The sequence below is a fragment of the Streptomyces sp. SAS_272 genome (assembly GCF_052543235.1).
Window position 1 is genome coordinate 23034 of record NZ_JBMNDR010000007.1, and the last position, 26991, is coordinate 50024.

A 26991-nucleotide genomic window follows, 5' to 3' on the forward strand; every position below is an offset into this window, starting at 1 on the left:
TCGGTTCTCGGGCTCGGTTCTCGGGCTCGGTCCTCGGGCTCGGTCCTCGGGCTCGGTCCTCGGGCTCGGTCCTCGGGCTCGGTTCTCGGGCTCGGTTCTCGGGCTCCGTCCTTGGGCTCGGTTCTCGAATCTCGGGTGAGGCAAGGTGCGGATGCGGCGACCCGTGCCGAGGCTCGGCTGCGGCCTGCCCTGTCCCCGGACGGGTAACGGTGGTGAGGCACCAGCGCGCCCGACGGCCGGACGGGCCGTCAGAGGATGCCGGCCTGCCCCGCAGCCCTGATCCAGCTGGGGAACTCGGAGAGAAGCCGGTCGTACAGCTCCTGGTCCGGGACGCTGCCGATGTCGTCGACGGCGAAGAAGCCCACGTTGTCCACGCGACGCCCGGGCAGTGTGTCGAACCGCTCCAGGACCCCGTAGTTGGACCGGCCGAGTCCTACGAACTGCCAGAAGATCGGCTCCTCGACCGCGGCCCGCAGCTCCCGCTCGATCGCCGCGTCCCGGTAGACCCCTCCGTCGGAGAAGAACAGCACCAGAGTCGGAACAGGCGCGGGATTCTCCCGAACGTAGGACCTGACCTGCGCGATCGCCTTCTGCTCCTCGTTCTGGATGCCGACCGAGCGCATGTCCACCTGCCCGGGCTCCATCCCCTTGCGGGGCTTCTTGCCGCGCCGGAACAGACTCATCTCTCCCCCGCGCACATGCAGCCGCAGCCACTCGGGCAGCTCCCCCAGGCGCAGGTCGGGGAGGCGGGCGGCTTCGCTGGCGAACGTCCAGGCCTGCATCTCGCCGTCGTCGTCGAGCTGCGCCACCACGGCCGCCATCCGCTCCACAACGTCCGCCACCACCCCCCGGGAGTACAGGAACGCCATGGAACCGGAGGCGTCGAGGACTAGCACGACCCGGGCGGTGATCCCGGCCGCTCCCCGCTTGCTCAGGCTGACGGCGACCTGCTCCTTGCGCAGCGACAGGCGCTTGCGCATGTCCACGGGAAGCCGCTCCTCCCCCTTGGTCAGGCGGGGGCCCGAGGGCCCGGTGCCCGCCGCGACAGCCCCCGGCACACCCGGGGGCACAGGTGTCGGCGGGACAGTCGGGGGCAGGCCCGGGCTGCCGGCCCGTGGCGGGTCCGGGCGGACCTGAGGCGGCCTGCCCGGCCGAGCGGGCGCCTGCTCCTCCTCCTGCTCCTGCTCCTCGTCGACCGTGATCCCGAAGTCGGTGGCCAGCCCGGCGAGTCCGGACGCGTACCCCTGCCCGACCGCCCGGAACTTCCAACGGCCCTCGCGCAGGTACAGCTCACCGCCGATGAACGCCGTCTCCGTGTCCGCCTGCATCTCGAAGCGAGCCAGTTCGGATCGCCCGTTCGGGTCCAGCAACCGCAGTGTCAGACCGCTGACCTGCCCGAACACTCCGCCGTCGGCCGACGCACACAGCACGACCCGCGTGATGACGCTCTCCAGCGCACCGAAGTCCACCTCCACCGTGTCGGTCGTGACGTCGCCGGCGCGCTGCTTGCCGAGGTGCCGCACGGCGCCGGACGCGTGCCGGGGCTGGTTGTAGAAGACGAAGTCACCGTCGCCCCGCACCCGTCCGTCGGTGGTCAGCAACAGTGCCGAGGCATCGACGTCCGGCCCTCCGGCCCCCTCGGACCAGCTGAGTTCCACACGAACGGCGGGCGAGTCGACCGCCAGGTTGGCGCCCTTGCTCATGGATCGCGCAGTCATGAGCACAGTCAAGCACCGCGACCCCGACCCCGGCCCCGGCCCGACCCGGCGGGGCCGGGCTGGGCTGGGCTGGGTCGGGGTCGGGCTGGGGCCGGGCGAGCTTCCCCGACCGGGAACTTCGGTGAACCGCGCCCGAGCCTCAGGACGGCCCGGGCCGTACGTCGACCACCGCCGTCAGGTGGCAAGAGGCAGGTACACCCGGTTCCCGCCCTCCGCGAACTCCTTGGACTTCAGTGCCATGCCCTCCTCGATCTCCGCCCTGTTACCGCCGTGAGCCCGACGGATGTCCTGGGAGATCTTCATCGAGCAGAACTTCGGCCCGCACATCGAGCAGAAGTGCGCTGTCTTCGCGGGCTCGGCCGGAAGGGTCTCGTCGTGGAACTCCCGGGCCGTGTCCGGGTCGAGGGCGAGATTGAACTGGTCCTCCCAGCGGAACTCGAAGCGGGCGTCGGACAGCGCGTCGTCCCATTCCTGCGCGCCGGGGTGCCCCTTGGCGAGGTCGGCGGCGTGAGCGGCGATCTTGTAGGTGATGACACCGGTCTTGACGTCGTCGCGGTTGGGCAGACCGAGGTGTTCCTTGGGGGTGACGTAGCAGAGCATCGCCGTGCCCCACCAGGCGATCATCGCGGCGCCGATGCCGGAGGTGATGTGGTCGTACGCGGGCGCGACGTCCGTCGTCAGCGGGCCGAGCGTATAGAACGGAGCTTCATCACAGATCTCCTGCTGAAGGTCGATGTTCTCCTTGATCTTGTGCATCGGGACATGCCCCGGGCCTTCGATCATCGTCTGTACATGGAAGCGCTTCGCGATCCTGTTGAGTTCCCCGAGCGTCCTCAACTCGGCGAACTGCGCCTCGTCGTTGGCGTCCGCGATGGATCCCGGCCGCAGCCCGTCGCCCAGCGAGTAGGTGACGTCGTAGGCGGCGAGGATCTCGCAGAGTTCCTCGAAGTTCTCGTAGAGGAACGACTCCTTGTGGTGGGCGAGGCACCAGGCGGCCATGATCGAGCCGCCGCGCGACACGATGCCGGTCTTGCGGTTGGCGGTGAGCGGGACGTACGGGAGACGGACGCCCGCGTGGACCGTCATGTAGTCCACGCCCTGCTCGGCCTGTTCGATGACCGTGTCCTTGTAGATCTCCCAGGTCAGCTCCTCGGCGCGGCCGTCGACCTTCTCCAGCGCCTGATACAGCGGCACCGTGCCGATGGGGACGGGGGAGTTGCGCAGCACCCATTCGCGAGTGGTGTGGATGTTGCGCCCGGTGGACAGATCCATGACCGTGTCGGCGCCCCAGCGGGTCGCCCAGGTCATCTTCTCGACCTCCTCCTCGATGGAGGACGTCACCGCCGAGTTGCCGATGTTGGCGTTGACCTTGACCAGGAACCGCTTGCCGATGATCATCGGCTCGATCTCCGGGTGGTTGACGTTGGCCGGCAGCACGGCCCGTCCCGCGGCTATCTCGTCGCGGACCACCTCGGGAGAGACGTTCTCCCGGATGGCCACGAACTCCATCTCGGGAGTGATCTCCCCCCGGCGCGCGTACGCGAGCTGAGTGACGGCCTTGCCGTCCCGGCCGCGGCGCGGAAGACGCGGGCGGCCCGGGAACACCGCGTCGAGATTGCGCAGACCTCCGCGCGGCGAGGTGTGCTTGACGCCGTCGTCCTCCGGACGGACGGGACGGCCTGCGTACTCCTCGGTGTCGCCACGCGAGATGATCCAGTTCTCGCGCAGCGGCAGCAGCCCCCTGCGCACGTCCGTCTCGACGAGCGGATCGGTGTACGGGCCGGACGTGTCGTACAGCGTGACCGACCGACCGTTGGTGAGGTGCACCTGTCGGACCGGCACCCGGAGGTCGGGGCGATCGCCCTCGACGTACCCCTTGTGCCAGCCGATGGACCTCCCGCCGTCCACATCATCGACGTCGACCGCGTTGTCGCTGGTGACGTCCTGCATGGAGGCAGGCGTGCGTGCGTCCTTGTTGGTCATGAGACCTACTCCCTACGCCGGCATTACCCGGTAACAGGTTCGGCGGTCGACGCAGCGGCTACCGTCTCCCGACGCTCATGGGAAACATCACTCGATTCGAGAGACGTTTCACGTGAAACATCGCGAAGACGGAGGTCAGCGTCCTCTCAGCCCGGTGCTCCGAGCTCCCGCGTGTGCAAAAGGTGGCTCCACGCTAGCGGCTCATGTGGCGCGGTGAACAGTGGGCCTCTTTCGTTCTTGCGATGATCGGGCGGTGACGACACACCAGCCCCCGTACCCGCCGCCTGAGCCGCCCCGCCGGCCCGCCGCCGGAAACGGTCCCGGCAGTGGCCCGGGCGCCGGTGCCGGAGACGGCTTCGAACAAGGCCCCGGGCACGACCCCGGCGAGGACCGCGGTGCCGACCGCGGTCACATGCAGGAGCGCCCCCACGGCTCTGGCCCTGATCGCCCTCCGGGATACGCCGGCGGGCTGGGAGGCCTGGGAGGCCTGCGTCGTCAGGCTCGTGGTGCCGCTCCCGGCGGCCAGGACCGCACCCCCGACGCAACCTACGCGCAGGGGTCCGGTCACGCCCCACCCGAGCGGGGCAACCCGCCGGGGCAGCAGCCTGGGTACGGGCGGGGGCGCCACCCCGGCGACGGCCGCGCCTCCTTCCCCGACGCACCTCGTCACAGCGACTGGGGTAACGGTCCCGGCGCGGGGCATGACGACGGCCACGACCACGGCCACGCTCAAGGGTCCGGCCGCGCCGACGCTCAGGCGCCCGGCCACGTAGACGCTCAGGGGCCCGGCCGTGGTCACGGCCATGGTTTCCGTCACGATCACGATGCCGACCACGATCACCGTGCCGGTCCCGGTCCCGGTGCCGTCAGCGACGGGAGCGGCGTCGGCGGCGGACATGGCCCCGGGCCCGGGCATACGCACGGTCACAGCCACAGCCACGGACCGGCCGCCCCCGTCTCCCGTCATCTGCGCAAGGTCATCGCGGCCATCCTCATCCCGTTCGGCGCCGCGGTGCTGGTGGGACTCGTGGTGCTGTGGCCCGGCGGGGCCCCCGCGCACGAGCGCACCGGCGTCGGCTTCGACCGGCAGACCCAGCAGGCCACGGTCACCAAGGTGCTGCGCGTGAGCTGCGCATCGGTGAACGCCTCGGGCGAGACCCCCACCGGGGACACCTCCACGGCCGAAGGATCCTCCGCCCAGCAGCAGGCGGGCGGCACCTGCAAGAAGGCCACGATCCGGGTGGACACCGGCGACGACAAGGGCCGCACGTTCACCGAGATCGTCCAGCCGGACCAGTCACGGCAGTTGGAGCAGGGCGAGAAGGTCGTGGTCGCCTACGAGCCCTCCGCGCCGAAGGACCTGCAGTACTCGGTCGCCGACGTGAACCGTCGTGTTCCGATGGCCTTGCTGGCCATCATCTTCGCGGTCGCCGTCGTGGTCGTCGGGCGGCTCCGCGGCGTGATGGCGCTGATCGCGCTGGCCATCAGCTTCATGGTGCTGAACTTCTTCGTCCTCCCCGCGATCCTGCAGGGTTCCAACCCGCTGATCGTGGCGGTGGTGGGGTCGAGCGCCATCATGCTGATCGCGTTGTATCTCTGTCACGGCCTCTCGGCCCGGACCTCGGTCGCGGTGCTCGGCACGCTCATCTCACTGCTGCTGATCGGCGTCCTCGGTTCGCTGTTCATCGACTGGGCGTTCCTGACCGGCAACACGGACGACAACACGGGCCTGATCCACGGCCTGTACCCGTCCATCGACATGAGCGGTCTGCTGCTCGCCGGCATCATCATCGGCTCGCTCGGTGTCCTCGACGACGTGACCGTCACCCAGACGTCGGCGGTCTGGGAGTTGCACGAGGCCAACCCGGCGATGGGCTGGCGCGCCCTGTACCGCGCCGGCATCCGCATCGGCCGGGACCACATCGCCTCCGTGGTGAACACGCTCGTCCTCGCCTACGCGGGCGCGGCGCTTCCCCTGCTGCTGCTCTTCTCGATCGCGCAGAGCAGCGTGGGGACGGTCGCCAACAGCGAGCTGGTCGCCGAGGAGATCGTGCGGACCCTGGTGGGCTCGATCGGCCTGGTCGCCTCCGTACCCGTCACGACGGCCCTGGCGGCCCTCGTGGTCGCCGCGGACCGCCCGTCCTCGACGGCGGCGCCCACGACGGCTCAGAGTGCGTCTCCGGCAGCTTCGGCGGCTTCGGCGGGGGCGGTGCCCGTCGGTTCTGCCCCGGCCCCGGGCCGGGGCGGCCGGGGCAGACGGCGCAAGCACTGATCGAACCGCCGGTCCGGGAAACCCCCTTGGGCCAGCTGCCCGGCCCGCCGGGACGGCGTCGGTCCCGGAGGTCCCGGGCAGCCGCACGGCCCGCAAAGCGACATCCGCACGGCCCCCGCACAGGACGAGCCGTGCGGACGACGCGGGCACCGCGGGTATGGGCGGTGCGGGCGGCGCCGGACCAGGCGGTGCTGGCCGCCGGGTGCGGGCGGTGCGGGCGGCGCCGGACCAGGCGGTGCTGGCCGCCCTGCACACGCCGCCAGGAGACGAAGAACCGTTCCTGCGCAACGCCGTCCGCAGCCGGACACCCGATCCGGCACCGCCCGCCCCGTCACCTCAGCCGGCGTTCTGCTCCTCCGCCAGGATGCGGTTCAGCGCCTCGTCCAGATGCGCGTCGAAGTCGGCGAGTGCGCCCTCCTGGCCGAGCGGGACCACCTTGTCGGTGCGGTCGAGGAACGCCACCAACGGGGCCGCCGAGGAGCGGAACAGCGCCTGGTCGCCGCCGACCTGAAGCCGGATCAGCACTTCGCCCAGAACGTCGGGTTCCACCGGTGAAACCCGGACGTCTCCCTCCCCACAGGGCCTGCCCACCCCGTCGATGAGCAGCTCACGCCCGAAAGCCCAGGTCACCGGGGCGTCGCCGGGCAGATGGAAGGTGAGCCGCACGGCATAGGGATCGCACGACTCGTACCCCAGCTCAACGGGGATGCGGAACGAGAGCTCCTCGGAGACGAGGAAACTCATCATGACCTCTGCCTGTACTGCCTGCACGGACTCGCGCATCGCCTTACCCCGTCATTTGCCGTCGACTGGCCGGGAATGGACCATCTGACACTGCACGCATCTTGCAGAAAGTACACAACAGATCACAAGGAGTGAGTTTTCAGATACTGATAGAGATCGCGAGCGACCCCAGGAGCCGCCCCACCTCGTTCTGCAGCTCCCGGGCCGCGGGCAGCAACCGGTCGGCGTGATGGGCGGGCAGGGAGATCGCCATGGTGGCGGCCGTGGTGCCCACCGTGATCGGAATCGCGGCGCAGACCGTGCCCAGCGCGTACTCCTGCCGTTCCAGGACGGGGTCCATACGCCGCATGCGTTCCAGGCGCCGCAACAGTGCGTGGTTGTCCCGCACGGTGTAGGGGGTGATCGACTGCGCCGGGTAGCGGGCCAGATGGTCGCGGCGCGTCTCCTCGTCCAGCTGGGACAGAAGGCACTGGCCGATGGCGTGCGCGTGTGCCGTCTCGCGGAAGTCGGCCCATTCCTCCACCGCCGGGTTCCCCGGGGTGTCCGAGACGCACATGATCTCGATCTCGCCCTCGCGGTAGCGGGCGTAGTACACGGGCACACCGATCGAATCGCGCCACTGCGCGAGTGTGTCGGCGACCGTGCTGCGACGTTTCTGCGCCGCTCCGCTGCTGCCGAGCCGCTCGGCGGCCTCGCCGAGGAAGAACAGTCCCTTGTCCCGGCGCAGATAGCCCTCGTGCACCAGCGTGCGGAGCAGGTGGTAGGCGGTGGGCAGCGCCAGACCGGTCTCCCGGGCCAGTTGCTTGGCCGGGGCTCCGTATGCGTGCTCGGCGACGGATTCCAGCAGCCGCATGGCGCGCTGTACCGAGCCGATCAGGGTGGCCGCCGCCGGATTCGGCTGCCCGGGAACCCCGGGGTTCGGGGGGCGTTGGAGGGGAGGCGCCGGTGGACGCGGCTGGTCGGGAGGCGCGTGCGGCTCTGCGGATGCGGTGTCAACCATGGCCAAGGGTCACTCTCGAAGGGCGAGGGGCGGGCCGTGCGGGGAACACGGGTGGGGGTGTGCGCCGCTCGCGGGGTCGTCCCCGCGTCGAGTTCCGGACTTTAACCGGCTGCCACCGCATGCAGACGGGCTGTCAGGAAAACTTCCCCCGGGCGAGGGAACCGGCGAATCGTGTTACCGATCACCGGTCGTCCGCGCCCCGCATCGCTCACCAGTCGCTGCGCGAGGAGGAACTCGAGAGGAACTTCCGCACCACGTAGATCAGTCCGCCGACCAGCGCGACGAAGACCAGCAGCTTGAACAGCAGGCCGATCACGAACCCGACGACGCTGGCTATCAGCCCGCCGAACACGACCAGGGCGATGACCGGCACCGCAACCCACTTCACCCACCACGGCAGTCCCGAAAAAATCTCTTGCATGGCCCTGGCCCTCATCCTCTTCGGTCGAAGTCCGGCACCCTGTCGGGCCGGATCATTTCGATGTCCTGCCGTCGATGCTAGGGCCGGAGGGGGTGCCCGCGGGGGCCTCGCACCCCTTGTCCTCCCCTGACCGATCCCCTAGGGAACCCGGAGGCCGGGACTCGGCTGCAAGGCGGAGACGGTCAACCCTCCGGCGGCGAGAACACGACGAGGACCCGCAGGTCCTCACTGATGTGATGGAACTTGTGGGCGACGCCCGCCGGGACGTACACCACGCTGCCGCGCGCCACCTGCGTGGTCTCCAGGCCGACGGTGATCGACGCCCGTCCGCTCACGACGAAGTACACCTCGTCCTGATTGTGCGGGTTCTGTGGATCATGCGTGCCGGCGTCGAGCGCGTACAGTCCGACCGACATGTTCCGTTCGCGCAGAAACTGCAGGTAGGCCCCGTCGTTGGAGGCGCGTTCCGCCTCCAGTTCATCCAACCGGAATGCCTTCATCGACCTAGTCCGCCCTCGTCCGGTGCTCGTTGCCGATCTCTCTGCCACGATCAGACACATGAAGAATTTCGTAGTCAAGACGATCGCCAACGCAGGCGCCCTGGCGGTCGCCGTCTGGCTGCTCGACAAGATCACCCTGACCGGTGACAGCACGGGCAAAAAGGTCGGCACTCTCATCCTCGTAGCCCTGCTCTTCGGCCTGGTGAACTCCCTGGTCAAGCCGATAGTCAAGGTGCTGACCTTTCCCCTGTTCATCCTCACGCTCGGTCTGATCACCCTGGTGGTCAACGCGCTGATGCTGCTGCTCACCTCATGGCTGGCCGACACGTTCGACCTGAGTTTCCACGTCGACGGGTTCTGGACCGCGGTCCTGGGCGGTCTGATCATCTCGGTCGTGTCCTGGGCGCTCAACGTCGTCCTGCCGGACGGGGACTGACCGGTCGATGACCTACCGCGTCTGTTTCGTCTGCACCGGCAACATCTGCCGCTCGCCGATCGCCGAGTCGGTCTTCCGCGCGCGCGTGGCGGACGCCGGTCTCGAGGCACTGATCGAGGTCGACAGCGCCGGCACGGGTGACTGGCACGAGGGCGAGAACGCCGACCCGCGCGCGCTCGACGTCCTGGAGGGGCACGGGTACGCCCTCGACCACACGGCCCGGCGGTTCGAGCCGTCCTGGTTCGCCCGCCTCGACCTGGTGATCGCCCTGGACTCCGGCCACCTCAGGGCCCTGCGCGGGCTCGCGCCGACGCCGGAGGACGCGGCGAAGGTACGGCTGCTGCGGTCCTACGCCCGCCCGGAGGCCGGCCGTCGCCCAGGGGCCGGTTCGCCGGCTTCCTCCGACCCGGCCGACGGCGACCTCGACGTCCCCGACCCCTACTACGGGGGCCGGGAGGGCTTCGAGGAGTGTCTTGAGATGGTGGAGGAGGCGAGCGACGGTCTGCTCGCCGCCGTACGGGACGACATGGAAGGACGAGTGGCATGAACGATTCCGCTGCGAACGGGGGCCTTCCGGGAGGCGACGGCGAGGGCACCCGCGCGGTGCGGGCCGGGCTGCCCGAGCCCGTGAAGCACGAGCCGACCCTCCCCGGTCCGGTGTTCGCAGCCCATTTCCACCTGCCGGGCGAGCCCACGGGGCCCTACACCTACGGACGCGACGAGAACCCGACGTGGACCCGCCTGGAGCACGCCATCGGCGAGCTCGAAGCGCCGGGGCAGGACGGCGTCGAGACGCTCGTCTTCGCCTCCGGCATGGCCGCGATCTCCTCGGTGCTCTTCTCCCAGCTGCGCGCCGGCGACGTCGTCGTGCTTCCCGATGACGGCTACCAGGCACTGCCCCTGGCACGCGCACAGCTGGAGGCGTTCGGCATCGAGGTGCGTACCGCACCGACGGGCGGCGACGCTCAACTCGCCCTCCTCGACGGTGCGAAGCTGCTGTGGATCGAGTCCCCGTCGAACCCCGGGCTCGACGTGTGCGACATCGGCCGGCTGGTCGAGGCGGCGCACGCGCACGGCGCGCTGGTGGCCGTCGACAACACGCTCGCCACCCCGCTCGGCCAGCGTCCGCTTGCCCTGGGCGCCGACTTCTCGGTGGCCAGCGGCACCAAGCAGCTCACGGGACACGGCGACGTTCTCCTCGGCTACGTCACCGGGCGCAGCGGCGAGGCGATGACGGCCGTACGACGCTGGCGCAAGATCGTCGGGGCGATTCCCGGGCCCATGGAAGCCTGGCTCGCGCACCGGTCGATCGCCACCCTGCAACTGCGTGTCGACCGGCAGAGCGCCGGCGCTCTGGCCGTGGCCGAGGCGCTGCGGGGGAGGCCCGAGGTGAGCGGGCTGCGCTATCCGGGGCTGCCCGACGATCCCTCGCACAAGGTCGCCTCGCAGCAGATGCGGCGTTATGGCTGCGTGGTCTCCTTCACGCTGCCCACGCGCGCGCGTGCCGAGCGTTTCCTCGAGGCCCTGCGCCTGGTGGACGACGCCACGAGCTTCGGCGGGGTCCGCTCCACCGCGGAGCGCCGTGGACGCTGGGGCGGAGACGCGGTACCGGAGGGCTTCATCCGGCTGTCCGTGGGTGCCGAGGACATCGAGGACCTGGTGGCGGACGTGCTGCGTGCGCTGGAGGAATCGGCGCCATGACCGGCTCGGGAATCCCCGGTGGGCGTCCCTTGGCCGCGACGGACGGTCCGAGCCTCCCCCCTCGTGGCTCGGACCGCCCGCGGTTCTGCGCGCGAAGAACCGCATCCACAAGGCTAGTTGACTCTGTGTCAGTGTCCAATCACTCTAGCGGCAGAGACCTATCGACTTATTTATAGTTGAGCCCTGCCTCGGAGCCGGGAGGGAGTCGGGAAAGAGGAGGAAGCGCCGTGGATCTGGCCTTGTTGCGCACGTTCGTGACCGTGCACCGGGCCGGCTCCTTCACCCGCGCCGCCGCTCTGCTGGGGCTGTCCCAGCCGGCCGTCACCTCTCAGATCCGCACCCTGGAGCGGCAGTTGGGACGCCCTCTGTTCCTCCGCCAGGCTCGCGGCGTCACCCCGACCAGCATCGGCGACGAGCTCGCCCACAAGGCCGCTCCGCATCTCGACGCCCTGGCGGAGATCGCCCAGACCGGCCTGGACGACGAGTCCGCCGAGCGCACGCTGCACCTGGCCGGACCCCCCGAGTTCACGGCCGAGCGGGCCCTGCCCGCGCTCACCGGGCCGTCCCTCGACGACGGGCACGGGTTCACTGTGCGCGCCGCCTTCGGCAACGCCGAAGAGGTCCTGGAGGGCCTGGCCGCCGGGCATCATGACCTGGCCATCAGTACGGTCCGGCCGCGCGGGGCGCTCCTGACGGCCACCCCGCTGTGCGATGAGGAGCATGTCCTGGTTGCCGCCCCCCACTGGGACGAGCTGATCGACGCCGGGAAGCTGTGCCGCAAGGGTGCGACCGCGCTGGAGAACCTGCCCGTCATCGAGGTTCATGAGTCGCTTCCCCTGGTCTCCCGCTACTGGGCCACGGTTTTCGACTCCCTCCCGGCGGCCTCGGGCGCCGTCATCGTTCCCGACCTCCGCGCGGTACTCGCCTGCGCGATCGCCGGAGCAGGCCTGGCGGTGCTGCCCCGCTATCTGTGCGCAGCCGCTCTCGAGCGCGGTGAGGTCGTCGCGCTGCATGAGCCGGCGGTGCCTCCGCTGCGCACCTACGTCCTCGTCGTGCGTACCGGGACGCTGGCGGTGCCCCAGGTGGCAAGGGCCCACGAGCGCTTGCTGACGGCCGCTGCCGCGTGGTGCTGACGCCATTTTCAGGCGATGTCACAGCCTGGGTCGGTCTGGTCACAGATCACGATGTTTCACGTGGAACCAGCCGGGCCACATTTCTCCCATGACCGTCCGACCCGTGGTCAAGCGCACCGCACGAGCCGTACTGCTTGACGGCGACAACCTGATCCTGATCAAACGCACCAAGCCCGGTGTGGATCCCTACTGGGTCACGCCCGGTGGCGGGGTCGAGCCGGACGACGCGACCGTCGTGGACGCCCTGCACCGCGAAGTCCACGAGGAACTGGGCGCCAAGATCATTGACGTGGTCCCCTGTTTCGTGGACACCGTCGAGCACATCGGCGACGACGGCGGTGCGACCGGCGTGAAGGTGCAGCACTTCTTCGTCTGCCGTCTGGAGTCCATGGACCCGGCACAGCGGCACGGCCCCGAGATCGAGGAACCGGCCGGCGAGTACGAGATCGTCCGCGTGCCGTTCACCCGCGTCGGGATCGCCTCCGTCCACCTGGTGCCGCTGTCACTGCGGCACTACCTCGACGGCAATATCGAGGGCGTCCGTGCCATGCACGCACCCGACCTCGGCTGACGTCCGGATCCTCCACGGTGCGACATCGGGTACCGGCGTGCAGGCCTGGGGCGGCAGCGGCCCTGGATCGGGACGCTTCTCAACCGGTCACTGCTGTGCGTACTGCCCCAGCGCGCCGACCGGACATGCGCCAACCGCCGGACAACGCTCGGGCCGGTCCCGTTCGACGTTTCACGTGAAACACCTCTCCCTTCAGCACCCGGGTGGAGGTATGGCCAAAAGCGCCTTCCCTCGAGGGGAAACGAGTGGACGTCAACAGCGCTGGTCGGACAGCCTGAGCGGCGTGCCGACTCCTTCCCTCGCTCATCTGCCCATCCGCCGTCTGACGCACCGCGATCTCGCCGCCTGTGCGGACTTGTCCGAGGACCGGGGGTGGCCACGCGAGGAGCACAAGTGGAGCCTCCTCCTGTCAGCCGGGACGGGTTACGGCATCGACGACCCCGACGGAGGCCTCGTCAGTGCCTGCGTCGTCACCGAGTACGGCCCGTACGGCAGCCCTTCCTTCGGGGCCATCGGCATGGTGCTGGTCGCCGGGCGGCACGCCCGGCGAGGCGTCGGCAGGCGCCTCATGCGGCACATCGTCTCCCTGATGGGCACCACGCCGCTGACCCTGCACGCGACGCCGAACGGTCGTCCGCTCTACGAGGAGCTCGGCTTCAAGACCACGGGCCGGGCGGAAATGCTGCGCGGGCGTCTCACGCCGGGTGTCCCGGACCCGGACGTGACCACCCGCGCCGCCACGGCCGAGGACCTCCCCTCGATCCTCCGCCTCGACGAGGAGGTCTTCGGCGCCGACCGCACGCATGTGATCACTCGCTTGCCCGCCTTCGCCGACCAGTTCCGGGTCGCCGAGGAGGCCGGCCGGATCATCGGCTACTCGGCGGCCTGGCCCAACATGGACACGCAGGTCGTCGGCCCGTTGATCGCCCGGGACACGAAGACCGCACAATCCCTTCTGGCCTCGCTCGCCGACCGCACGGACCGGCCGCTGCGCACGGACATCGACGTACGGCATGAGGAGCTGCTGGCGTGGGTGAAGGCACGGGGACTGGAGTCGGTCGCCTTCAACTCCGTGATGACCTACGGCATCCCGAATGTGCCAGGGGACTGGCGCCGACGCTTCGCTCCACTGACCGTGGCCGCCGGCTGACGAAGGCTGCTGACGACAGCGGAGGAGCGGGCGAACGGACACAGGCGAACACCGGCTGGTCAGTGCCGGGCAGCGGCCTGCCGCCCGTCGCCGGCGCCCGCGGCGACCAGGAGACCGGGTCGGCCGGAGGTGGTGCCACGGCGCTCCAGCGCGGCAGAGACGACGGCGAGGACAAGGGCGCCTGCGGCGAGGGTCGCTCCCACCCAGTTCGGCGCGGTGTAGCCCAGACCGGCGGCGATGACCATGCCTCCGAGCCAGGCCGACAGCGCGTTGCCCAGGTTGAAGGCGCCGATGTTCACCGCCGACGCGAGCGTCGGCGCGCCGTGCGCCTGATCCAGGACGCGTTTCTGCAACGGCGGGACGGTGGCGAAGCCGAGAGCGCCGATGAGGACGATGGTGACGGCTGCGAGGATCTTGTGGTGAGCGGTCAGCGTGAACAGCGCCAGGACGACCGCCAGGGCGCCCAGCGACACGTACAGCATGGGCATCAGGGCACGGTCGGCGTACCTGCCGCCGACGAGGTTCCCGCCCACCATCCCGAGCCCGAAGAGGACCAGCAGCCAGGTGACGGACCCGTCGGCGAAGCCCGCCACATGGGTCATCATCGGCGCGATGTAGGTGATGGCCGCGAAGACGCCGCCGAAGCCGAGGACGGTCATCGCCATGGCGAGCAGAACCTGGGCGTTCTTGAAGGCGGCCAGTTCGTGTCGTAGGCGTACGCCTGCGGTCCGCGGCATGTCGGGCACGAGCCGGGCGATGCCCACGAGACCCACGACGCCCAACGCGGCAACGAGGGTGAAGGTGAACCGCCAGCCGACGGTTTGTCCGACGAGCGTACCCAGCGGGACGCCGACCACGTTGGCGACGGTGAGCCCGGTGAACATCATCGCGATGGCGCCGGCCTTCTTGTCGGGGGCGACCAGATCGGCGGCGACGACCGATCCGATGCCGAAGAACGCCCCGTGGGCGAGGGAGGCCACGACACGGCCGATCAGCATCACGGCGAAGGTCGGGGCGACGGCGGAAAGCAGGTTGCCCACGATGAACAGGCCCATCAGCACCATCAGCATCCTCTTGCGGGACACCTTGGTGCCGAGAACGGTCATCAGCGGAGCACCGAACATGACGCCGAGTGCGTACCCCGTCACCAGAAGGCCCGCGGTGGGGATGGAGACCCCGAAATCGCCTGCGACCTCGGGCAGAAGCCCCATGATCACGAACTCGGTCGTTCCGATCCCGAAGGCTCCGATCGCGAGAGCCAGAAGCGCGAGAGGCATGAGAGGCAGCCCCTTCCAGACGATTGCAGAAGCACTTAACGCTCGCTCACAATAATTGCATACGCGGGTTATGTGCAAGCGCGCACTATCGCGGCGCTGGCCTATCCTGGTCTCAGCCGCCCGGGACGGAGGAGAACGCCCATGACTGCGACGGACCCCGCGCTCACTGCTCTCGCCCAGGGCTGGTGCGCGCTCTCCCTGCTGCACGGGAGAATCGAGGCCCACATCGAGCGCGCCCTGCAGGCCGGGCACGACCTGAGCGTGCGCGAATACTCTCTGCTCGACGTGCTCAGTCGGCAGCACGACGGCGACGGAGGGCATCTGCAGATGAAGCAGGTGGCCGACGCGGTCGTTCTCAGCCAGAGCGCCACGACCCGGCTCGTCACCCGGCTCGAGGACCGCGGGCTCCTCGAGCGTTACCTCTGCCCCACCGACCGCCGGGGCATCTACACCAACGTCACCGAAACCGGCCTGACTCTACTCGCCGCCGCCCGTCCGACCAACGACGCCGCCCTGCGTGAAGCCCTCGACGAAGCCGCAAAGACCCCGGAGCTGGCCCCCCTGGTCCAGGTCGTGGAATCGCTCGGAGCGCCTGCTGCCGCCGCATGAACCTAGGGTGGCGCCATGGGAGATCTTGAAATACGAGCCGCCGTCGCTGAGGACGTTCCCGCGATCGTCGGCATGCTCGCGGACGACCCTCTGGGCGCGCAGCGCGAGTCGCCGGACGATCTGGGCCCCTATCTGGCCGCTCTCGAACGGTTGACCGCCGACCCGAACCAGCGATTGGTCGTCGCCGTACGCGAGGGACGCGTCGTCGGCACCCTGCAGCTGACGATCGTGCCGGGTCTGTCCCGGCGGGGCGCGACCAGGTCGATCATCGAAGGCGTGCGCGTGCACGCCGACGAGCGCGGCAGCGGTCTGGGCACCCGGTTCATCGAGTGGGCGATCGAGGAGTCCCGTCGGGAGAACTGTCAACTCGTGCAGTTGACGTCGGACAACACTCGCACCGACGCCCACCGGTTCTACGAACGACTCGGCTTCACGGCCACGCACGTCGGTTTCAAGCTGCAACTCTGAGAACTGGCGCAGGGTGCGGAAACACCGAGTGGACGTGGGGGTCCTGTTTCACGTGAAACAGGGCCCCTCCCTTCGTCGGCGGGCGGTCTCCCGCCCGTTCCGCCCGCAAGGCGGTCAGGCGATCCCCCGCCACCCCCCGGCGTCGACCCCACCGGGCACTGCGGCCCCCTCCTCGTACGGCTGACGCGTGAACACGAACGACCCCAGGTCCAGGTGGTCCACGCTTCCGTCGGGCCGCCGTACGGCCTTCAGGGGCTCTCCTGCGTAGTAGCCGTCCAGGCCGGTCCAGGTACCGTCCCCGTTCGGCCGGAACCGGGAACGCCGACCGCCGCCGGCCAGCGGTCCCAGGGAGACGAGCCCGTCGGCCGTGACCCGAAGGGCGAAAGCACTCGTACCCCAGTACCATTGCCCCGCCAACTCCAGCACGGCCGGGTCGACTTCCGGCAACGGCCGCCAGGGCTCGGGGATCCGCGGCTCGGCGTCGGCGACGATGCGTACGAGATCGGACGCCACCTGGGACACCATGAGGCCGGAGGTGCAGTTGGCGAGCACCACAGCGGCCACGTCGTCCGCCACGCCGATGGTGAGGGACGCCAGGAAGCCCGGCACCGATCCGGAGTGACCCACAAGCAGGCGACCGTCGCGCTGCTGGATCTGCAGCCCGAGACCATAGGTCGCTCCCTCGGCCAGATCCCCCGGACCGGCGGGCGCGGACGGCGTCTGCATCTCCCGCAGGGTCTCCGCGCCGAGCACCCGGTCGTCGCCGTGCGCCAGAAAGGCGGCGAAGCGTGCGAGGTCTCCGGTCGTGGACCAGAGCTGTCCCGCGGAAGCCATGCGCCCGAAGTCCTCGGCGGGCTCGGGCAGCATGACGTCGGCCCACGGATGCACCGCCCAGCCGCCCGCGGTCGGCGCCTGCGGCCGGACACCCGTGCGCGCCAGCCCCAGAGGTTCGATCACCTCACGTCGCACCGCCTCCTCCCAGGACACCCCGCGGAGCTTCTCCACGAGGGCGCCCAGGAGGGTGTAGCCGACGTTCGAGTAGTGATACCGACGTCCGGAGGCGCAGGGAGCGGTCTGATCGCCCAGGACGTCGGCGAGCTCGGGGCGCAGCGATCCGGGAGTGCGCTCCCACCACGGGCCGGGTGACTCGGCGGCCAACCCGGCGGTGTGGGCCAGCAGTTCGGCCACGGTGGCCTCGCCCGCGGCGGTGCCGGGCAGGTGCTTCTCCAGCGGGTCCTCGAGCCCGAGCGCTCCCTCGTCGCGCAGCCGCAGCACGAGGACCGCGGTGAAGGTCTTGGTGATCGAGCCGATCCGGTACTGCACATTCTGGTCCGGTGCGTGTCCGTCCACCGAGGTCCGCGACCCGTGCCACACGGCCTGCCCGTCCCTCACGACCGCGGCGACGAGCGACGGGGCCCGGCCTTCCGACTGGGCCACGGCGATCCGGTGCAGCAGCGCCCGACGGGTGCCGGCCAGCAGGCCTTCCTGAGGTGTCGTCATGGGCCCAGTCCACCCGTCGGAACCCCCGGCGTCGAGTCAATTTGGCCCGGGGCCTGGGATCTCGCCGTCCGTGGCACAGCTTGGCGCTGTGACCTGCGACGTCACTGGTCTTCTCATGGCTTGGCCGATGAGTCGTGTCTCATCGCCGTGCATGTCCTCTGTGGCGATCCTCCTGGCCTCAAGGTGCATCCCGTTCCCGATGCGGGACCGCTTCACCGTCAGGGCAGCAGGATGACCCTGGTGAGGTCGGCGCGGGCTTCCATTCCTCGTGCGCGCATGTCCGCTCTGAGGCCTATCGGGGGGTGAGCACACAGAACTCATGACCGTCGGGGTCGGCCATCACCACCCAGTCGACATCCCCTTGGCCGATGTCGATGCGCGTCGCCCCGAGGGAGACGAGCCGATCGACCTCCCCCTGCAGGTCGCTGCCGGCCGGTGGGGCGAGGTCGAAGTGCAGCCGATGCTTCCCCGTCTTCGGCATCAGGGGTGGACCGCCCCACGTGATCTTCGGACCACCGTGGGGTGAGCGGATCGCGGTCTCCTGTTCCTGGTCCCACACCAACGGCCAGCCCAGCGCTCGGCTCCAGAAGTACCCGGCCTCCTGCGAACCATCGCCCGCCAGCGCTCCAAGGAATCCGCAGTCGGCGAGGAAGCTGTTGCCCGGCCCGAGGACACAGAACTCATTGCCCTCGGGGTCCGCGAGCACCACATGCCCCTCCTCGGGGCGTTGGCCGACGTCGATATGCCGGGCGCCGAGTTCGAGCGCCCTTTCCACCACCTGCATCTGGTCGTCCAGGGACGTGCTCGTCAGATCGAAGTGCATGTGGTTCTGAACCGTCTTCGGCTCCTGGGTCGGTAGGAAGCGGAGCCGGAACCCGGTGTCGTCGCCGGGCAGCAGCGTGATGTCGTCGAAGGAGTCCTCGGATGCCTCCCAACGGAGAAAGTCCGCCCAGAAGCGCGCGAGACGGAGCGGGTCGTGCGCATCGAAACACAGAGCGTGCAGGCGAGAAGGCATCCGTAGGTCTCCCGGTCGGGGCGGGCGGCTCATGTTGGAGCCTGCGCAGCCGGTTGCCGGCTGGTCAACTGGTTAACGCTCGCGCTCATCCGCTGCGAGCACGCTCGAAACGCAGCCCGTCCGGACTGTCGCAGGGCTGAGGATGCCCGGATCGACCGGACCGGAGTGCGGCCCGCAGTGAAGGACCGACGCCGTCCACCAACTCGGATCTGAGACCCTGCAACTCGGGATCAGGTCTGGGCCATGTCCACGAATCGTGAGTAGTGGCCCTGGAAGGCGACCGTGATCGTGGCCGTCGGGCCGTTACGGTGCTTGCCCACGATGATGTCTGCCTCGCCCGCGCGCGGGGACTCCTTCTCGTACGCGTCCTCGCGGTGCAGCAGGATCACCATGTCGGCGTCCTGCTCGATGGAGCCGGACTCACGTAGATCGGACACCATCGGCTTCTTGTCCGTGCGCTGCTCGGGGCCACGGTTGAGCTGCGAGAGCGCGATCACCGGCACCTCCAGCTCCTTGGCCAGCAGCTTGAGGTTTCGGGACATGTCCGAGACCTCCTGCTGACGGCTCTCGGAGCGCTTGGAGCCACCGGCCTGCATCAGCTGCAGATAGTCGATGATCACGAGCTTGATGTCGCTGCGCTGCTTCAGCCGGCGGCACTTGGCACGGATCTCCATCATCGACAGGTTCGGGGAGTCGTCGATGTAGAGCGGCGCCGAGGAGACCTCGGGCATCCGGCGGGCCAGCCGGGTCCAGTCGTCGTCGGTCATGGTGCCGGAGCGCATGTGGTGAAGGGCGACGCGGGCCTCGGCGGACAGCAGACGCATCGCGATCTCGTTGCGGCCCATCTCGAGGGAGAAGATGACGCTCGGCAGGTTGTGCTTGATCGACGCCGCGCGCGCGAAGTCCAGCGCGAGCGTCGACTTTCCCATGGCGGGACGGGCCGCGATGACGATCATCTGGCCCGGGTGCAGTCCGTTGGTGAGGGAATCGAGGTCCGTGAAACCGGTGGGCACGCCCGTCATCTCACCGCTGCGTGAGCCGATCGCCTCGATCTCGTCGAGAGCGCCCTCCATGATGTCGCCGAGCGGCAGGTAGTCCTCGCTGGTGCGCTGCTCGGTGACGGCGTAGATCTCCGCCTGGGCCCGGTTGACGATCTCGTCGACATCGTCGTCGGCCGCGTATCCCATCTGCGTGATCCGGGTGCCGGCCTCGACCAGCCGGCGCAGGACCGCCCGCTCGTGGACGATCTCCGCGTAGTACTCCGCGTTGGCGGCCGTCGGCACCGTCTGGACGAGGGTGTGGAGATACGAGGCCCCGCCGACCTTGTTGATCTCCCCACGCTTGGTGAGCTCGGCCGCGATGGTGATCGGGTCGGCCGGCTCGCCCTTGGCGTAGACGTCGAGGATCGCCTGGTAGATCGTCTCGTGGGCCGGCTTGTAGAAGTCATGGCCCTTGAGGACCTCCACCACGTCCGCGATGGCGTCCTTCGACAGGAGCATGCCGCCGAGAACGGACTGCTCGGCGTCGAGGTCCTGCGGCGGCACCCGCTCGAAAGGCGTCCCGCCGCCCTCCCAGTCGCCGCTGTCCCGGCCCCGCTCGTGCTGTTCCTCACGTGCACGGCCCCCGTCCCCTCGTCGGCGGGAGGCGGGCAGACGATCACTGGGACCGCTGTCGGCCCACGGGTCGTCCAAGGGCTCGGAAATGCTCACCGAGCCACCTCCTCCCGTCCGCCGAGCGGACCTCGCCGTGCATCTGTTCTACGGCACGACACTGACAATTGAGATGCCCAACTCCGCTTGTGGTGCGTCGGTTTTGTGAGCTTTCACGGGCCGACGGACGGAGCGGGCGCCGGACCACGGTAGGCCCGCGGGCACCGTCAGCCAATCTGGTTATCCACAGGCCATGTGGACGACGGCCCCGATGCTGTGGAGAACTCCGCCAAACCTGTGCACGACCCGGTGGACAGGCCTGTGAACAAGCCCTCGATTTTTCTCGTCCAACCCTTCTGAGCTGCGACTTCCCCATCCACCGGCTGTGCAGAAGAAAAAGTTGCCCGGTCGGACCAAGATCCCTTCGAACGGCGCGCGAGAAGGAGTGGGACGCAACGCCGAGTAAGGGTCACAACACAATTGTGTCTCTTACCTGTGGACGATTAGATTAGTGCTCATGACACAGGCTCCCGCGCCCGCCAAGGCTCCCCGGCGACGGCACGATCGCGAGATCCTCGCACTGGCCGTGCCGGCGTTCGGCGCACTCGTCGCCGAGCCGCTCTTCGTCCTGGCCGACAGCGCGATCGTCGGCCATCTCGGCACCGCCCAACTGGCCGGGCTCGGCATCGCCTCCGCCCTCCTCACGACCGCCGTCAGCGTCTTCGTCTTCCTCGCCTACGCCACCACGGCCGCCGTTGCCCGCCGTGTCGGCTCCGGTGACCTTCCGGCCGCCATCCGGCAGGGCATGGACGGCATCTGGCTGGCACTGTTGCTGGGCGCCGCCGTGATCATCGCTGTCCTGCCCTGGGCCCCGTCCCTGGTGGGCCTCTTCGGCGCATCGGACACGGCCGCACCGTACGCCACGACCTATCTGCGCATCTCGGCCCTCGGCATCCCCGCCATGCTCGTCGTCCTGGCAGCGACGGGAGTTCTGCGCGGACTTCAGGACACGAGGACACCTCTCTACGTCGCCGTCGGCGGATTCATCGCCAACGGCGCACTGAACGTCGCTCTCGTCTACGGTGCGGATCTCGGCATCGCCGGATCCGCCTGGGGAACCGTCATCGCCCAATGGGCCATGGCCGTCGTCTACCTCGCGGTGGTGGTCCGGGGAGCCCGCCGTCATGGTGCGTCACTGCGGCCCGACGCCGCCGGAATCCGAGCGTCTGCGCAGGCCGGAGCCCCCTTGCTGGTCCGAACGCTGTCCCTGCGAGCGATTCTGATGATCGCCACCGCTGTGGCCGCCCGTCTCGGGGACGACGACATCGCGGCCCACCAGATCGCTCTGGGCCTGTGGAGCCTGCTCGCCTTCGCCCTCGACGCCATCGCCATCGCTGGACAAGCCATCATCGGACGCTGTCTGGGGGCCGATGATCCCCAAGGCGCCCGGGACGTCTGCCGCCGCATGGTCGAGTGGGGCATCGCCGTGGGTGTGGCACTCGGCCTGCTGGTCGTCATCACCCGGCCGCTCTTCCTGCCGCTGTTCACCAGCGACCAGGCGGTGAAAGACGCCGCGTTGCCCGCTCTGCTCCTGGTGGCGCTCGCCCAGCCCCTCTGCGGGATCGTCTTCGTACTGGACGGTGTACTGATGGGCGCGGGAGACGGTCCCTATCTGGCCTGGGCGATGGTGGCCACGCTGGCTGCCTTCACCCCCGTGGCACTGCTGGTGCCGGTCCTCGGCGGCGGTCTGACCGCGGTATGGGGAGCGATGACGTTGATGATGGCCGTGCGGATGCTCACCCTCTGGCTGCGGGCCCGCTCGGGGCGCTGGGTCATCACCGGTGCGACACGCTGACCGTTTCACGTGAAACCGAGAGTGGCCCAGCCGGTTTCACGTGAAACGGGCAAGCGGAAGGGGCCGCACCCGATGGGTACGGCCCCTCCTCAGCTCTCAAGCCGATTCCCAGCTCTGCGAGCCGGGCGAGTGCAGCGATCAGGCCGCGACGACCTCGATGTTGACCTTGGCGGCAACCTCGGGGTGCAGACGCACGGACGTCTCGTAAGCGCCCAGGGTCTTGATCGGCGAGCCGAGCTCGATGCGGCGCTTGTCGACCTCGGGGCCACCGGAAGCCTTGATCGCCGAGGCGACGTCGGCCGGGGTGACGGAACCGAAGAGACGACCGGCGTCGCCGGAGCGGACAGCCAGACGAACCCTGACGCCCTCGAGCTGGGCCTTCACAGCGTTGGCCTGCTCGATGGTCTGGATCTCGTGGATCTTGCGAGCGCGACGGATCTGCTCGACGTCCTTCTCGCCACCCTTGGTCCAACGGATCGCAAAGTTCCGCGGGATCAGGTAGTTGCGAGCGTAGCCGTCCTTGACGTCGACGACCTCGCCTGCGGCGCCGAGGCCGGAGACCTCGTGAGTGAGGATGATCTTCATTTGTCGGTCACCCTTCCCTTATCGCGCCTGGGCGGTGTAGGGCAGCAGCGCCATCTCACGGCTGTTCTTGACGGCCGTGGCGACGTCACGCTGGTGCTGCGTGCAGTTGCCGGTCACGCGGCGGGCACGGATCTTGCCGCGGTCGGAAATGAACTTCCGCAGCATGTTCGTGTCCTTGTAGTCCACGTACGTGACCTTGTCCTTGCAAAAAGCGCAGACCTTCTTCTTAGGCTTGCGCACAGGCGGCTTCGCCATGGTGTTTCTCCTGTGTGATCAAGAAGTTGGGATACGACCCGCCTTCGACCCGGTCGGGCCCGGAGCACCGGGCCCGAAGGCCTAGAAGGGGGGTTCGTCCGAGTAGCCGCCGCCGCTGGCGCCGCCGGAGTTTCCACCCCAGCCGCCGCCACCCTGGCTGCCACCGCCGCCCTGGCTGCCACCGGCGGGAGCGCCGGTCGCCCAGGGGTCGTCGGCGGGAGCGCCGCCGGCCTGCTGGCCGCCGCCGGAGTTTCCACCCCAGCCACCGCCACCCTGGCCGCCGCCACCGCCGCCGTAACCACCCTGGCCGCCCTGGCCACTGCGGCCGGAAGCCTTGGTGACCTTGGCCGTGGCACTGCGCAGGCTGGCGCCGACTTCCTCGACGTCCAGCTCGTAGACCGTGCGCTTGACGCCCTCACGGTCCTCGTAGGACCGCTGCTTCAGCCGGCCCTGCACGATGACGCGCATGCCTCGCTGGAGCGACTCCGCGACGTTCTCCGCCGCCTGACGCCAGACCGAGCAGGTCAGGAACAGGCTCTCGCCGTCCTTCCACTCGTTCGTCTGGCGGTCGAAGGTGCGGGGAGTGGACGCGACACGGAACTTCGCGACCGCCGCACCGGAGGGGGTGAAGCGCAGCTCGGGGTCGTCGACAAGATTGCCGACGACCGTGATGACGGTCTCGCCTGCCATGGGGGAACCTCTCGGCGGGTTTGCTGCTGGCTGCTGGTGCTGCTACTCGGAATCCCGAGATCAGCTGAGCGTGAGCTCAGTGGGTCTCGGGGCGGAGGACCTTGGTCCGGAGGACCGACTCGTTCAGGTTCATCTGGCGGTCGAGCTCCTTGACGACCGCAGGCTCGGCCTGCAGGTCGATGACCGAGTAGATGCCCTCGGGCTTCTTCTTGATCTCGTACGAGAGACGACGACGGCCCCAGGTGTCGACCTTCTCGACCTTTCCGTTGCCCTCACGGACGACGGAGAGGAAGTTCTCGATCAGCGGGGAGACAGCGCGCTCCTCGAGATCGGGGTCGAGGATGACCATCACCTCGTAGTGACGCATGTGGAACCCACCTCCTTTGGACTCAGCGGCCACGGTCGATCCGTGGCAGGAGGGTTGTGATGCGTAAGCAACGGTATCGGCCGCCACTGACAATCGGGGGTCGGCTGGCGACATCCTCGATCTGAGCTGGGCGGACTCCCTGGCATGGCCTGGGCAGACACCGGTGCAGAGGGTACAGACTACCTGCACACACGCTTCCGGTTGAAATCCGGCGTGGGTGACCGTCAATCTGTACACGTCGGGTGTGTATGGCGCTACGATGCGCCGCCTTCCGCAGGAGGTGCCGTATGGCACAGGCATTGCGACCCAATACCGCCGGATCTCTCTTCGCCACCGACGGCAGACCCCATCCGCTCCAGGACGCGCTGCTCGCGGTGACGCTGGTGCTCGGACTGACGGCCTTCATCACGTCGTTCTTCCACAGCCTGCATCTGCTCAGTTCCTGGACCGGCCTGGTCGGGATCCTGACGGGCGCGTACGGGCAGTGGGTCTCCGAGACCACCCGTGAACGCTTCGGTCTGATCCTGGGTCTCGGCGCCGCGGGCTTCGGCTTCTTCATCGGCATGGCGCACGGCGGCCTCTTCGGCGGACTCTGGTGACCCGGCCGGCGCCGCCGATGGCGGCGCCCCGGGTCCCCTGCGTCCCGTAGGACACCCGGAACACCCACGAACCCAGACGGAACGCCCCGGCCGCGCGCGGGCCGGGGCGCAGGTTCCCTACGCCCAGTCAGGCCGCTCGAAAGGCGCAGTAGGCTTCGGCGCGAGAGCCGGAGCCCCTGAACGGATGGGGACACACCAGCCCGAGGAGCGCCCCGAATGAGCCTGACCCTGAGGACGATCAGCCGCGAGCAGCATCTGGCATACATCCAGAGCCTGCCGTCGGCGAGCCACATGCAGGTTCCGGCCTGGGCCGACGTCAAGGCCGAGTGGCGCTCGGAGAGCCTCGGCTGGTTCGACGAGCGGACCGGGGAACTGGTCGGCGCGGGTCTCGTCCTCTACCGCCAGCTGCCCAAGATCAAGCGCTACCTGGCCTATCTGCCCGAGGGCCCGGTCATCAACTGGTACGCGCCGAATCTCACCGAGTGGCTGGAACCGATGCTCGCGCACCTCAAGCAGCAGGGCGCGTTCTCGGTGAAGATGGGTCCGCCGGTGATCATCCGCCGCTGGGAGGCCACCTCGATCAAGGCCGGCATTCAGAGCCCGGACGTGAAGCGACTGCGCGACATCGAGGCCGACTTCATCGAGCCGCGCGCCTTCGAGGTGGCCGACAAGCTGCGCCGAATGGGCTGGCAGCAGGGCGAGGACGGCGGAGCCGGTTTCGGCGACGTCCAGCCGCGCTACGTCTACCAGGTGCCGCTGGCGAACCGTTCCCTCGAAGAGGTCCACAAGAACTTCAACCAGCTGTGGCGCCGCAACATCAAGAAGGCCGAGAAGGCCGGCGTCGAGGTCGTCCAGGGCGGTTACCACGATCTCGAGGAATGGCAGCGTCTGTACGAGATCACGGCCTTGCGCGACCACTTCCGGCCGCGCCCGCTGTCGTACTTCCAGCGCATGTGGTCGGCCCTCAACTCCGAGGATCCCAACCGGATGCGGCTGTACTTCGCCCGCCACAACGGCGTGAACCTCTCTGCGGCCACGATGCTGATCGTCGGCGGGCACGTCTGGTACTCCTACGGCGCCTCCGACAACATCGGCCGTGAGTTCCGTCCGTCGAACGCCATGCAGTGGCGCATGCTGCGCGACGCCTACGCGCTCGGCGCCACCGTCTACGACCTGCGCGGCATCTCCGACTCGCTGGACGAGACCGACCATCTCTTCGGCCTGATCCAGTTCAAGGTCGGCACGGGCGGCCAGGCCGCCGAGTACCTCGGCGAGTGGGACTTCCCGCTGAACAAGCTGCTCCACAAGGCGCTCGACATCTACATGTCGCGCCGCTGACGTCAGTCACGTTCAGTGCTTGCATGTCTCTGAACACCTCTGACACCGCTGACTGACGCACTTCCCCCACACCGCAGCCACGAGAAAGGTCCCAGGTCCGGCCATGGCGCTCACGCTCTACGTCGACACCGCGCGCTGGCGGGCGCACCACAAGCACGTGCAGGAGCAGTTCCCGGGGCTCGTACCGGTCTGCAAGGGCAACGGCTACGGCTTCGGGCACGACCGGCTGGCGGAGGAGGCCACCCGGCTGGGTTCGGACGTCCTCGCCGTCGGCACGACGTACGAGGCCGCGCGCATCAAGGACTTCTTCGGCGGCGACCTCCTGGTGCTGACGCCCTACCGGCGCGGTGAGGAGCCCGTTCCGCTGCCCGACCGGGTGGTGCGCTCGGTCTCGTCGGTCGACGGCGTGTACGGCCTCGTGGGGGCCCGTGTGGTCATCGAGGTGATGTCCTCGATGAAGCGGCATGGCATCAGCGAGCAGGACCTGCCTCAGCTGCACGCGGCCATCGAGAACGTCCGGCTGGAGGGCTTCGCCATCCACCTGCCGCTGGACCGCACCGACGGCTCAGACGCCGTCGAGGAGGTCATCGGCTGGATGGACCGGCTGCGGGCGGCCCGTCTGCCGCTGCACACGATGTTCGTCAGCCATCTCAAGGCGGACGAACTCGCCCGGCTGCAGCAGCAGTTCCCGCAGACCCGCTTCCGCGCCCGGATCGGCACGCGGCTGTGGCTCGGGGACCACGACGCCACCGAGTACCGCGGCGCGGTCCTGGACGTCACCAAGGTCGCCAAGGGGGACCGCTTCGGCTACCGGCAGCAGAAGGCCGCCTCCGACGGCTTCCTGGTGGTCGTGGCGGGCGGTACGTCGCACGGGGTGGGCCTGGAGGCCCCCAAGGCCCTGCACGGCGTCATGCCGCGCGCCAAGGGCGTCGCACGCGCCGGTCTCGCCACCGTGAACCGGAACCTCTCGCCGTTCGTCTGGGGCGGCAAGCAGCGCTGGTTCGCCGAGCCGCCGCACATGCAGGTGTCCATCCTGTTCGTGCCCTCGGATGCGCCGGAGCCGCACGTCGGCGACGAGCTGGTGGCCCATCTGCGGCACACCACCACCCAGTTCGACCGGCTCGTGGACCGCTGAGCGGCTTACGGACAGCACAG

At 69.1% G+C, this 26991-nt stretch carries 27 protein-coding genes; 13 read left to right on the forward strand and 14 right to left on the reverse strand.

Features of this window, described 5'->3' with window-relative positions:
- Positions 1 to 248: 248 nt before the first annotated feature.
- Positions 249 to 1718 (reverse strand): VWA domain-containing protein, encoded by a 1470-nt coding sequence (locus ACN6LD_RS07230; RefSeq protein WP_445042718.1) that lies wholly within the window; start codon positions 1716 to 1718, stop codon positions 249 to 251.
- 174 nt (positions 1719 to 1892) lie between these two features.
- On the reverse strand, positions 1893 to 3701 hold the full coding sequence (thiC, locus tag ACN6LD_RS07235) for a phosphomethylpyrimidine synthase ThiC (RefSeq protein ID WP_445042719.1): 1809 nt from the start codon (positions 3699 to 3701) through the stop codon (positions 1893 to 1895).
- 487 nt (positions 3702 to 4188) lie between these two features.
- On the opposite strand from thiC, the gene ACN6LD_RS07240 reads away from it, so the two are divergent.
- A complete protein-coding gene (locus ACN6LD_RS07240; protein ID WP_445042766.1) occupies positions 4189 to 5973 on the forward strand; it encodes a YibE/F family protein in 1785 nt (594 codons plus the stop codon).
- A gap of 336 nt (positions 5974 to 6309) precedes the next feature.
- Here the strand turns inward: ACN6LD_RS07240 and ACN6LD_RS07245 are convergent, their stop codons facing one another.
- The 4 genes from ACN6LD_RS07245 to ACN6LD_RS07260 all read right to left on the reverse strand — a co-directional run bounded on the left by ACN6LD_RS07245 (position 6310) and on the right by ACN6LD_RS07260 (position 8638).
- Positions 6310 to 6756: an SsgA family sporulation/cell division regulator gene (locus ACN6LD_RS07245; protein ID WP_319195310.1), complete on the reverse strand. Its 447-nt coding sequence runs from the start codon at positions 6754 to 6756 to the stop codon at positions 6310 to 6312.
- A gap of 100 nt (positions 6757 to 6856) precedes the next feature.
- Positions 6857 to 7570 (reverse strand): IclR family transcriptional regulator, encoded by a 714-nt coding sequence (locus ACN6LD_RS07250; RefSeq protein ID WP_415924969.1) that lies wholly within the window; start codon positions 7568 to 7570, stop codon positions 6857 to 6859.
- Positions 7571 to 7925: 355 nt separating this feature from the next.
- Positions 7926 to 8138 (reverse strand): DUF5326 family protein, encoded by a 213-nt coding sequence (locus ACN6LD_RS07255; protein WP_057576557.1) that lies wholly within the window; start codon positions 8136 to 8138, stop codon positions 7926 to 7928.
- 182 nt (positions 8139 to 8320) lie between these two features.
- Entirely contained in the window at positions 8321 to 8638 is a 318-nt protein-coding gene (locus tag ACN6LD_RS07260) for a cupin domain-containing protein (protein ID WP_057576559.1), read from the reverse strand.
- 58 nt (positions 8639 to 8696) lie between these two features.
- On the opposite strand from ACN6LD_RS07260, the gene ACN6LD_RS07265 reads away from it, so the two are divergent.
- The 6 genes from ACN6LD_RS07265 (at position 8697) to ACN6LD_RS07290 (ending at position 13629) form a co-directional block, all read left to right on the forward strand.
- A complete protein-coding gene (locus tag ACN6LD_RS07265) occupies positions 8697 to 9074 on the forward strand; it encodes a phage holin family protein (RefSeq protein WP_319195314.1) in 378 nt (125 codons plus the stop codon).
- A gap of 7 nt (positions 9075 to 9081) precedes the next feature.
- Positions 9082 to 9621 carry a low molecular weight protein-tyrosine-phosphatase gene (locus tag ACN6LD_RS07270; RefSeq protein ID WP_319195316.1) on the forward strand — a complete coding sequence of 180 codons (540 nt, stop codon included), beginning with the start codon at positions 9082 to 9084 and terminating at the stop codon, positions 9619 to 9621.
- The gene (locus ACN6LD_RS07275) at positions 9618 to 10775 is read left to right on the forward strand and encodes a cystathionine gamma-lyase (RefSeq protein WP_445042720.1); all 1158 of its coding nucleotides are present in this window, start codon (positions 9618 to 9620) and stop codon (positions 10773 to 10775) included. Before ACN6LD_RS07270 ends, ACN6LD_RS07275 begins: the two co-directional genes overlap by 4 nt.
- A 227-nt stretch (positions 10776 to 11002) precedes the next feature.
- Complete coding sequence (locus ACN6LD_RS07280) at positions 11003 to 11908, forward strand: LysR family transcriptional regulator (protein ID WP_445042721.1); 906 nt, start codon at positions 11003 to 11005, stop codon at positions 11906 to 11908.
- An 88-nt stretch (positions 11909 to 11996) separates the two neighbouring features.
- Positions 11997 to 12479, forward strand: coding sequence for an NUDIX hydrolase (locus ACN6LD_RS07285; RefSeq protein ID WP_319195320.1), 483 nt, complete (start codon positions 11997 to 11999; stop codon positions 12477 to 12479).
- Between the two features lie 283 nt (positions 12480 to 12762).
- Positions 12763 to 13629, forward strand: a complete 867-nt coding sequence (locus ACN6LD_RS07290; RefSeq protein ID WP_445042722.1) for a GNAT family N-acetyltransferase — start codon at positions 12763 to 12765, stop codon at positions 13627 to 13629.
- 59 nt (positions 13630 to 13688) lie between these two features.
- On the opposite strand, the gene ACN6LD_RS07295 is transcribed toward ACN6LD_RS07290, so the two are convergent.
- Positions 13689 to 14906: an MFS transporter gene (locus tag ACN6LD_RS07295; RefSeq protein ID WP_445042723.1), complete on the reverse strand. Its 1218-nt coding sequence runs from the start codon at positions 14904 to 14906 to the stop codon at positions 13689 to 13691.
- 141 nt (positions 14907 to 15047) lie between these two features.
- Between ACN6LD_RS07295 and ACN6LD_RS07300 the strand changes: the two genes are divergently transcribed.
- Positions 15048 to 15515, forward strand: coding sequence for a MarR family winged helix-turn-helix transcriptional regulator (locus ACN6LD_RS07300; protein ID WP_319195328.1), 468 nt, complete (start codon positions 15048 to 15050; stop codon positions 15513 to 15515).
- 15 nt (positions 15516 to 15530) lie between these two features.
- On the forward strand, positions 15531 to 15983 hold the full coding sequence (locus tag ACN6LD_RS07305; RefSeq protein WP_445042724.1) for a GNAT family N-acetyltransferase: 453 nt from the start codon (positions 15531 to 15533) through the stop codon (positions 15981 to 15983).
- Positions 15984 to 16097: 114 nt separating this feature from the next.
- On the opposite strand, the gene ACN6LD_RS07310 is transcribed toward ACN6LD_RS07305, so the two are convergent.
- The 3 genes from ACN6LD_RS07310 to dnaB all read right to left on the reverse strand — a co-directional run bounded on the left by ACN6LD_RS07310 (position 16098) and on the right by dnaB (position 20207).
- Entirely contained in the window at positions 16098 to 17483 is a 1386-nt protein-coding gene (locus ACN6LD_RS07310; RefSeq protein ID WP_445042725.1) for a serine hydrolase domain-containing protein, read from the reverse strand.
- Positions 17484 to 17775: 292 nt separating this feature from the next.
- Positions 17776 to 18498: a VOC family protein gene (locus ACN6LD_RS07315; RefSeq protein WP_319188029.1), complete on the reverse strand. Its 723-nt coding sequence runs from the start codon at positions 18496 to 18498 to the stop codon at positions 17776 to 17778.
- 230 nt (positions 18499 to 18728) lie between these two features.
- A complete protein-coding gene (gene dnaB / locus ACN6LD_RS07320) occupies positions 18729 to 20207 on the reverse strand; it encodes a replicative DNA helicase (protein WP_319188031.1) in 1479 nt (492 codons plus the stop codon).
- Positions 20208 to 20664: 457 nt separating this feature from the next.
- Here dnaB and ACN6LD_RS07325 point away from each other — a divergent pair, with 457 nt between their 5' ends.
- Entirely contained in the window at positions 20665 to 22002 is a 1338-nt protein-coding gene (locus ACN6LD_RS07325) for an MATE family efflux transporter (RefSeq protein WP_445042726.1), read from the forward strand.
- A gap of 138 nt (positions 22003 to 22140) precedes the next feature.
- Here ACN6LD_RS07325 and rplI read toward each other — a convergent pair whose 3' ends face one another.
- The 4 genes from rplI to rpsF form a co-directional block, all read right to left on the reverse strand.
- Positions 22141 to 22587, reverse strand: coding sequence for a 50S ribosomal protein L9 (gene rplI / locus ACN6LD_RS07330; protein ID WP_319188035.1), 447 nt, complete (start codon positions 22585 to 22587; stop codon positions 22141 to 22143).
- Positions 22588 to 22605: 18 nt separating this feature from the next.
- Entirely contained in the window at positions 22606 to 22842 is a 237-nt protein-coding gene (rpsR, locus tag ACN6LD_RS07335; RefSeq protein ID WP_020130672.1) for a 30S ribosomal protein S18, read from the reverse strand.
- An 81-nt stretch (positions 22843 to 22923) separates the two neighbouring features.
- Positions 22924 to 23532 carry a single-stranded DNA-binding protein gene (locus tag ACN6LD_RS07340; RefSeq protein ID WP_445042727.1) on the reverse strand — a complete coding sequence of 203 codons (609 nt, stop codon included), beginning with the start codon at positions 23530 to 23532 and terminating at the stop codon, positions 22924 to 22926.
- A 76-nt stretch (positions 23533 to 23608) separates the two neighbouring features.
- The gene (gene rpsF / locus ACN6LD_RS07345; RefSeq protein ID WP_006604399.1) at positions 23609 to 23899 is read right to left on the reverse strand and encodes a 30S ribosomal protein S6; all 291 of its coding nucleotides are present in this window, start codon (positions 23897 to 23899) and stop codon (positions 23609 to 23611) included.
- A 287-nt stretch (positions 23900 to 24186) separates the two neighbouring features.
- Here rpsF and ACN6LD_RS07350 point away from each other — a divergent pair, with 287 nt between their 5' ends.
- The 3 genes from ACN6LD_RS07350 (at position 24187) to ACN6LD_RS07360 (ending at position 26971) form a co-directional block, all read left to right on the forward strand.
- Complete coding sequence (locus ACN6LD_RS07350) at positions 24187 to 24498, forward strand: hypothetical protein (RefSeq protein ID WP_057576590.1); 312 nt, start codon at positions 24187 to 24189, stop codon at positions 24496 to 24498.
- A 216-nt stretch (positions 24499 to 24714) separates the two neighbouring features.
- Positions 24715 to 25836 (forward strand): peptidoglycan bridge formation glycyltransferase FemX, encoded by a 1122-nt coding sequence (gene femX / locus ACN6LD_RS07355; RefSeq protein WP_319188038.1) that lies wholly within the window; start codon positions 24715 to 24717, stop codon positions 25834 to 25836.
- A gap of 103 nt (positions 25837 to 25939) precedes the next feature.
- Positions 25940 to 26971 carry an alanine racemase gene (locus ACN6LD_RS07360; RefSeq protein ID WP_306950460.1) on the forward strand — a complete coding sequence of 344 codons (1032 nt, stop codon included), beginning with the start codon at positions 25940 to 25942 and terminating at the stop codon, positions 26969 to 26971.
- The last annotated feature ends 20 nt before the right edge of the window (positions 26972 to 26991 follow it).

Bases quoted from the DNA above. Each gene is read 5' to 3' on its own strand.
- ACN6LD_RS07230 (WP_445042718.1), bottom strand. From the start codon at position 1,718: ATGACTGCGCGATCCATGAGCAAGGGCGCCAACCTGGCGGTCGACTCG.
- thiC (WP_445042719.1), bottom strand. From the start codon at position 3,701: ATGACCAACAAGGACGCACGCACGCCTGCCTCCATGCAGGACGTCACC.
- ACN6LD_RS07245 (WP_319195310.1), bottom strand. From the start codon at position 6,756: ATGCGCGAGTCCGTGCAGGCAGTACAGGCAGAGGTCATGATGAGTTTC.
- ACN6LD_RS07250 (WP_415924969.1), bottom strand. From the start codon at position 7,570: ATGCGGCTGCTGGAATCCGTCGCCGAGCACGCATACGGAGCCCCGGCC.
- ACN6LD_RS07255 (WP_057576557.1), bottom strand. From the start codon at position 8,138: ATGCAAGAGATTTTTTCGGGACTGCCGTGGTGGGTGAAGTGGGTTGCG.
- ACN6LD_RS07260 (WP_057576559.1), bottom strand. From the start codon at position 8,638: ATGAAGGCATTCCGGTTGGATGAACTGGAGGCGGAACGCGCCTCCAAC.
- ACN6LD_RS07265 (WP_319195314.1), top strand. From the start codon at position 8,697: ATGAAGAATTTCGTAGTCAAGACGATCGCCAACGCAGGCGCCCTGGCG.
- ACN6LD_RS07270 (WP_319195316.1), top strand. From the start codon at position 9,082: ATGACCTACCGCGTCTGTTTCGTCTGCACCGGCAACATCTGCCGCTCG.
- ACN6LD_RS07275 (WP_445042720.1), top strand. From the start codon at position 9,618: ATGAACGATTCCGCTGCGAACGGGGGCCTTCCGGGAGGCGACGGCGAG.
- ACN6LD_RS07285 (WP_319195320.1), top strand. From the start codon at position 11,997: ATGACCGTCCGACCCGTGGTCAAGCGCACCGCACGAGCCGTACTGCTT.
- ACN6LD_RS07295 (WP_445042723.1), bottom strand. From the start codon at position 14,906: ATGCCTCTCGCGCTTCTGGCTCTCGCGATCGGAGCCTTCGGGATCGGA.
- ACN6LD_RS07300 (WP_319195328.1), top strand. From the start codon at position 15,048: ATGACTGCGACGGACCCCGCGCTCACTGCTCTCGCCCAGGGCTGGTGC.
- ACN6LD_RS07305 (WP_445042724.1), top strand. From the start codon at position 15,531: ATGGGAGATCTTGAAATACGAGCCGCCGTCGCTGAGGACGTTCCCGCG.
- ACN6LD_RS07310 (WP_445042725.1), bottom strand. From the start codon at position 17,483: ATGACGACACCTCAGGAAGGCCTGCTGGCCGGCACCCGTCGGGCGCTG.
- ACN6LD_RS07315 (WP_319188029.1), bottom strand. From the start codon at position 18,498: ATGCCTTCTCGCCTGCACGCTCTGTGTTTCGATGCGCACGACCCGCTC.
- ACN6LD_RS07325 (WP_445042726.1), top strand. From the start codon at position 20,665: ATGACACAGGCTCCCGCGCCCGCCAAGGCTCCCCGGCGACGGCACGAT.
- rplI (WP_319188035.1), bottom strand. From the start codon at position 22,587: ATGAAGATCATCCTCACTCACGAGGTCTCCGGCCTCGGCGCCGCAGGC.
- rpsR (WP_020130672.1), bottom strand. From the start codon at position 22,842: ATGGCGAAGCCGCCTGTGCGCAAGCCTAAGAAGAAGGTCTGCGCTTTT.
- ACN6LD_RS07340 (WP_445042727.1), bottom strand. From the start codon at position 23,532: ATGGCAGGCGAGACCGTCATCACGGTCGTCGGCAATCTTGTCGACGAC.
- rpsF (WP_006604399.1), bottom strand. From the start codon at position 23,899: ATGCGTCACTACGAGGTGATGGTCATCCTCGACCCCGATCTCGAGGAG.
- ACN6LD_RS07350 (WP_057576590.1), top strand. From the start codon at position 24,187: ATGGCACAGGCATTGCGACCCAATACCGCCGGATCTCTCTTCGCCACC.
- femX (WP_319188038.1), top strand. From the start codon at position 24,715: ATGAGCCTGACCCTGAGGACGATCAGCCGCGAGCAGCATCTGGCATAC.
- ACN6LD_RS07360 (WP_306950460.1), top strand. From the start codon at position 25,940: ATGGCGCTCACGCTCTACGTCGACACCGCGCGCTGGCGGGCGCACCAC.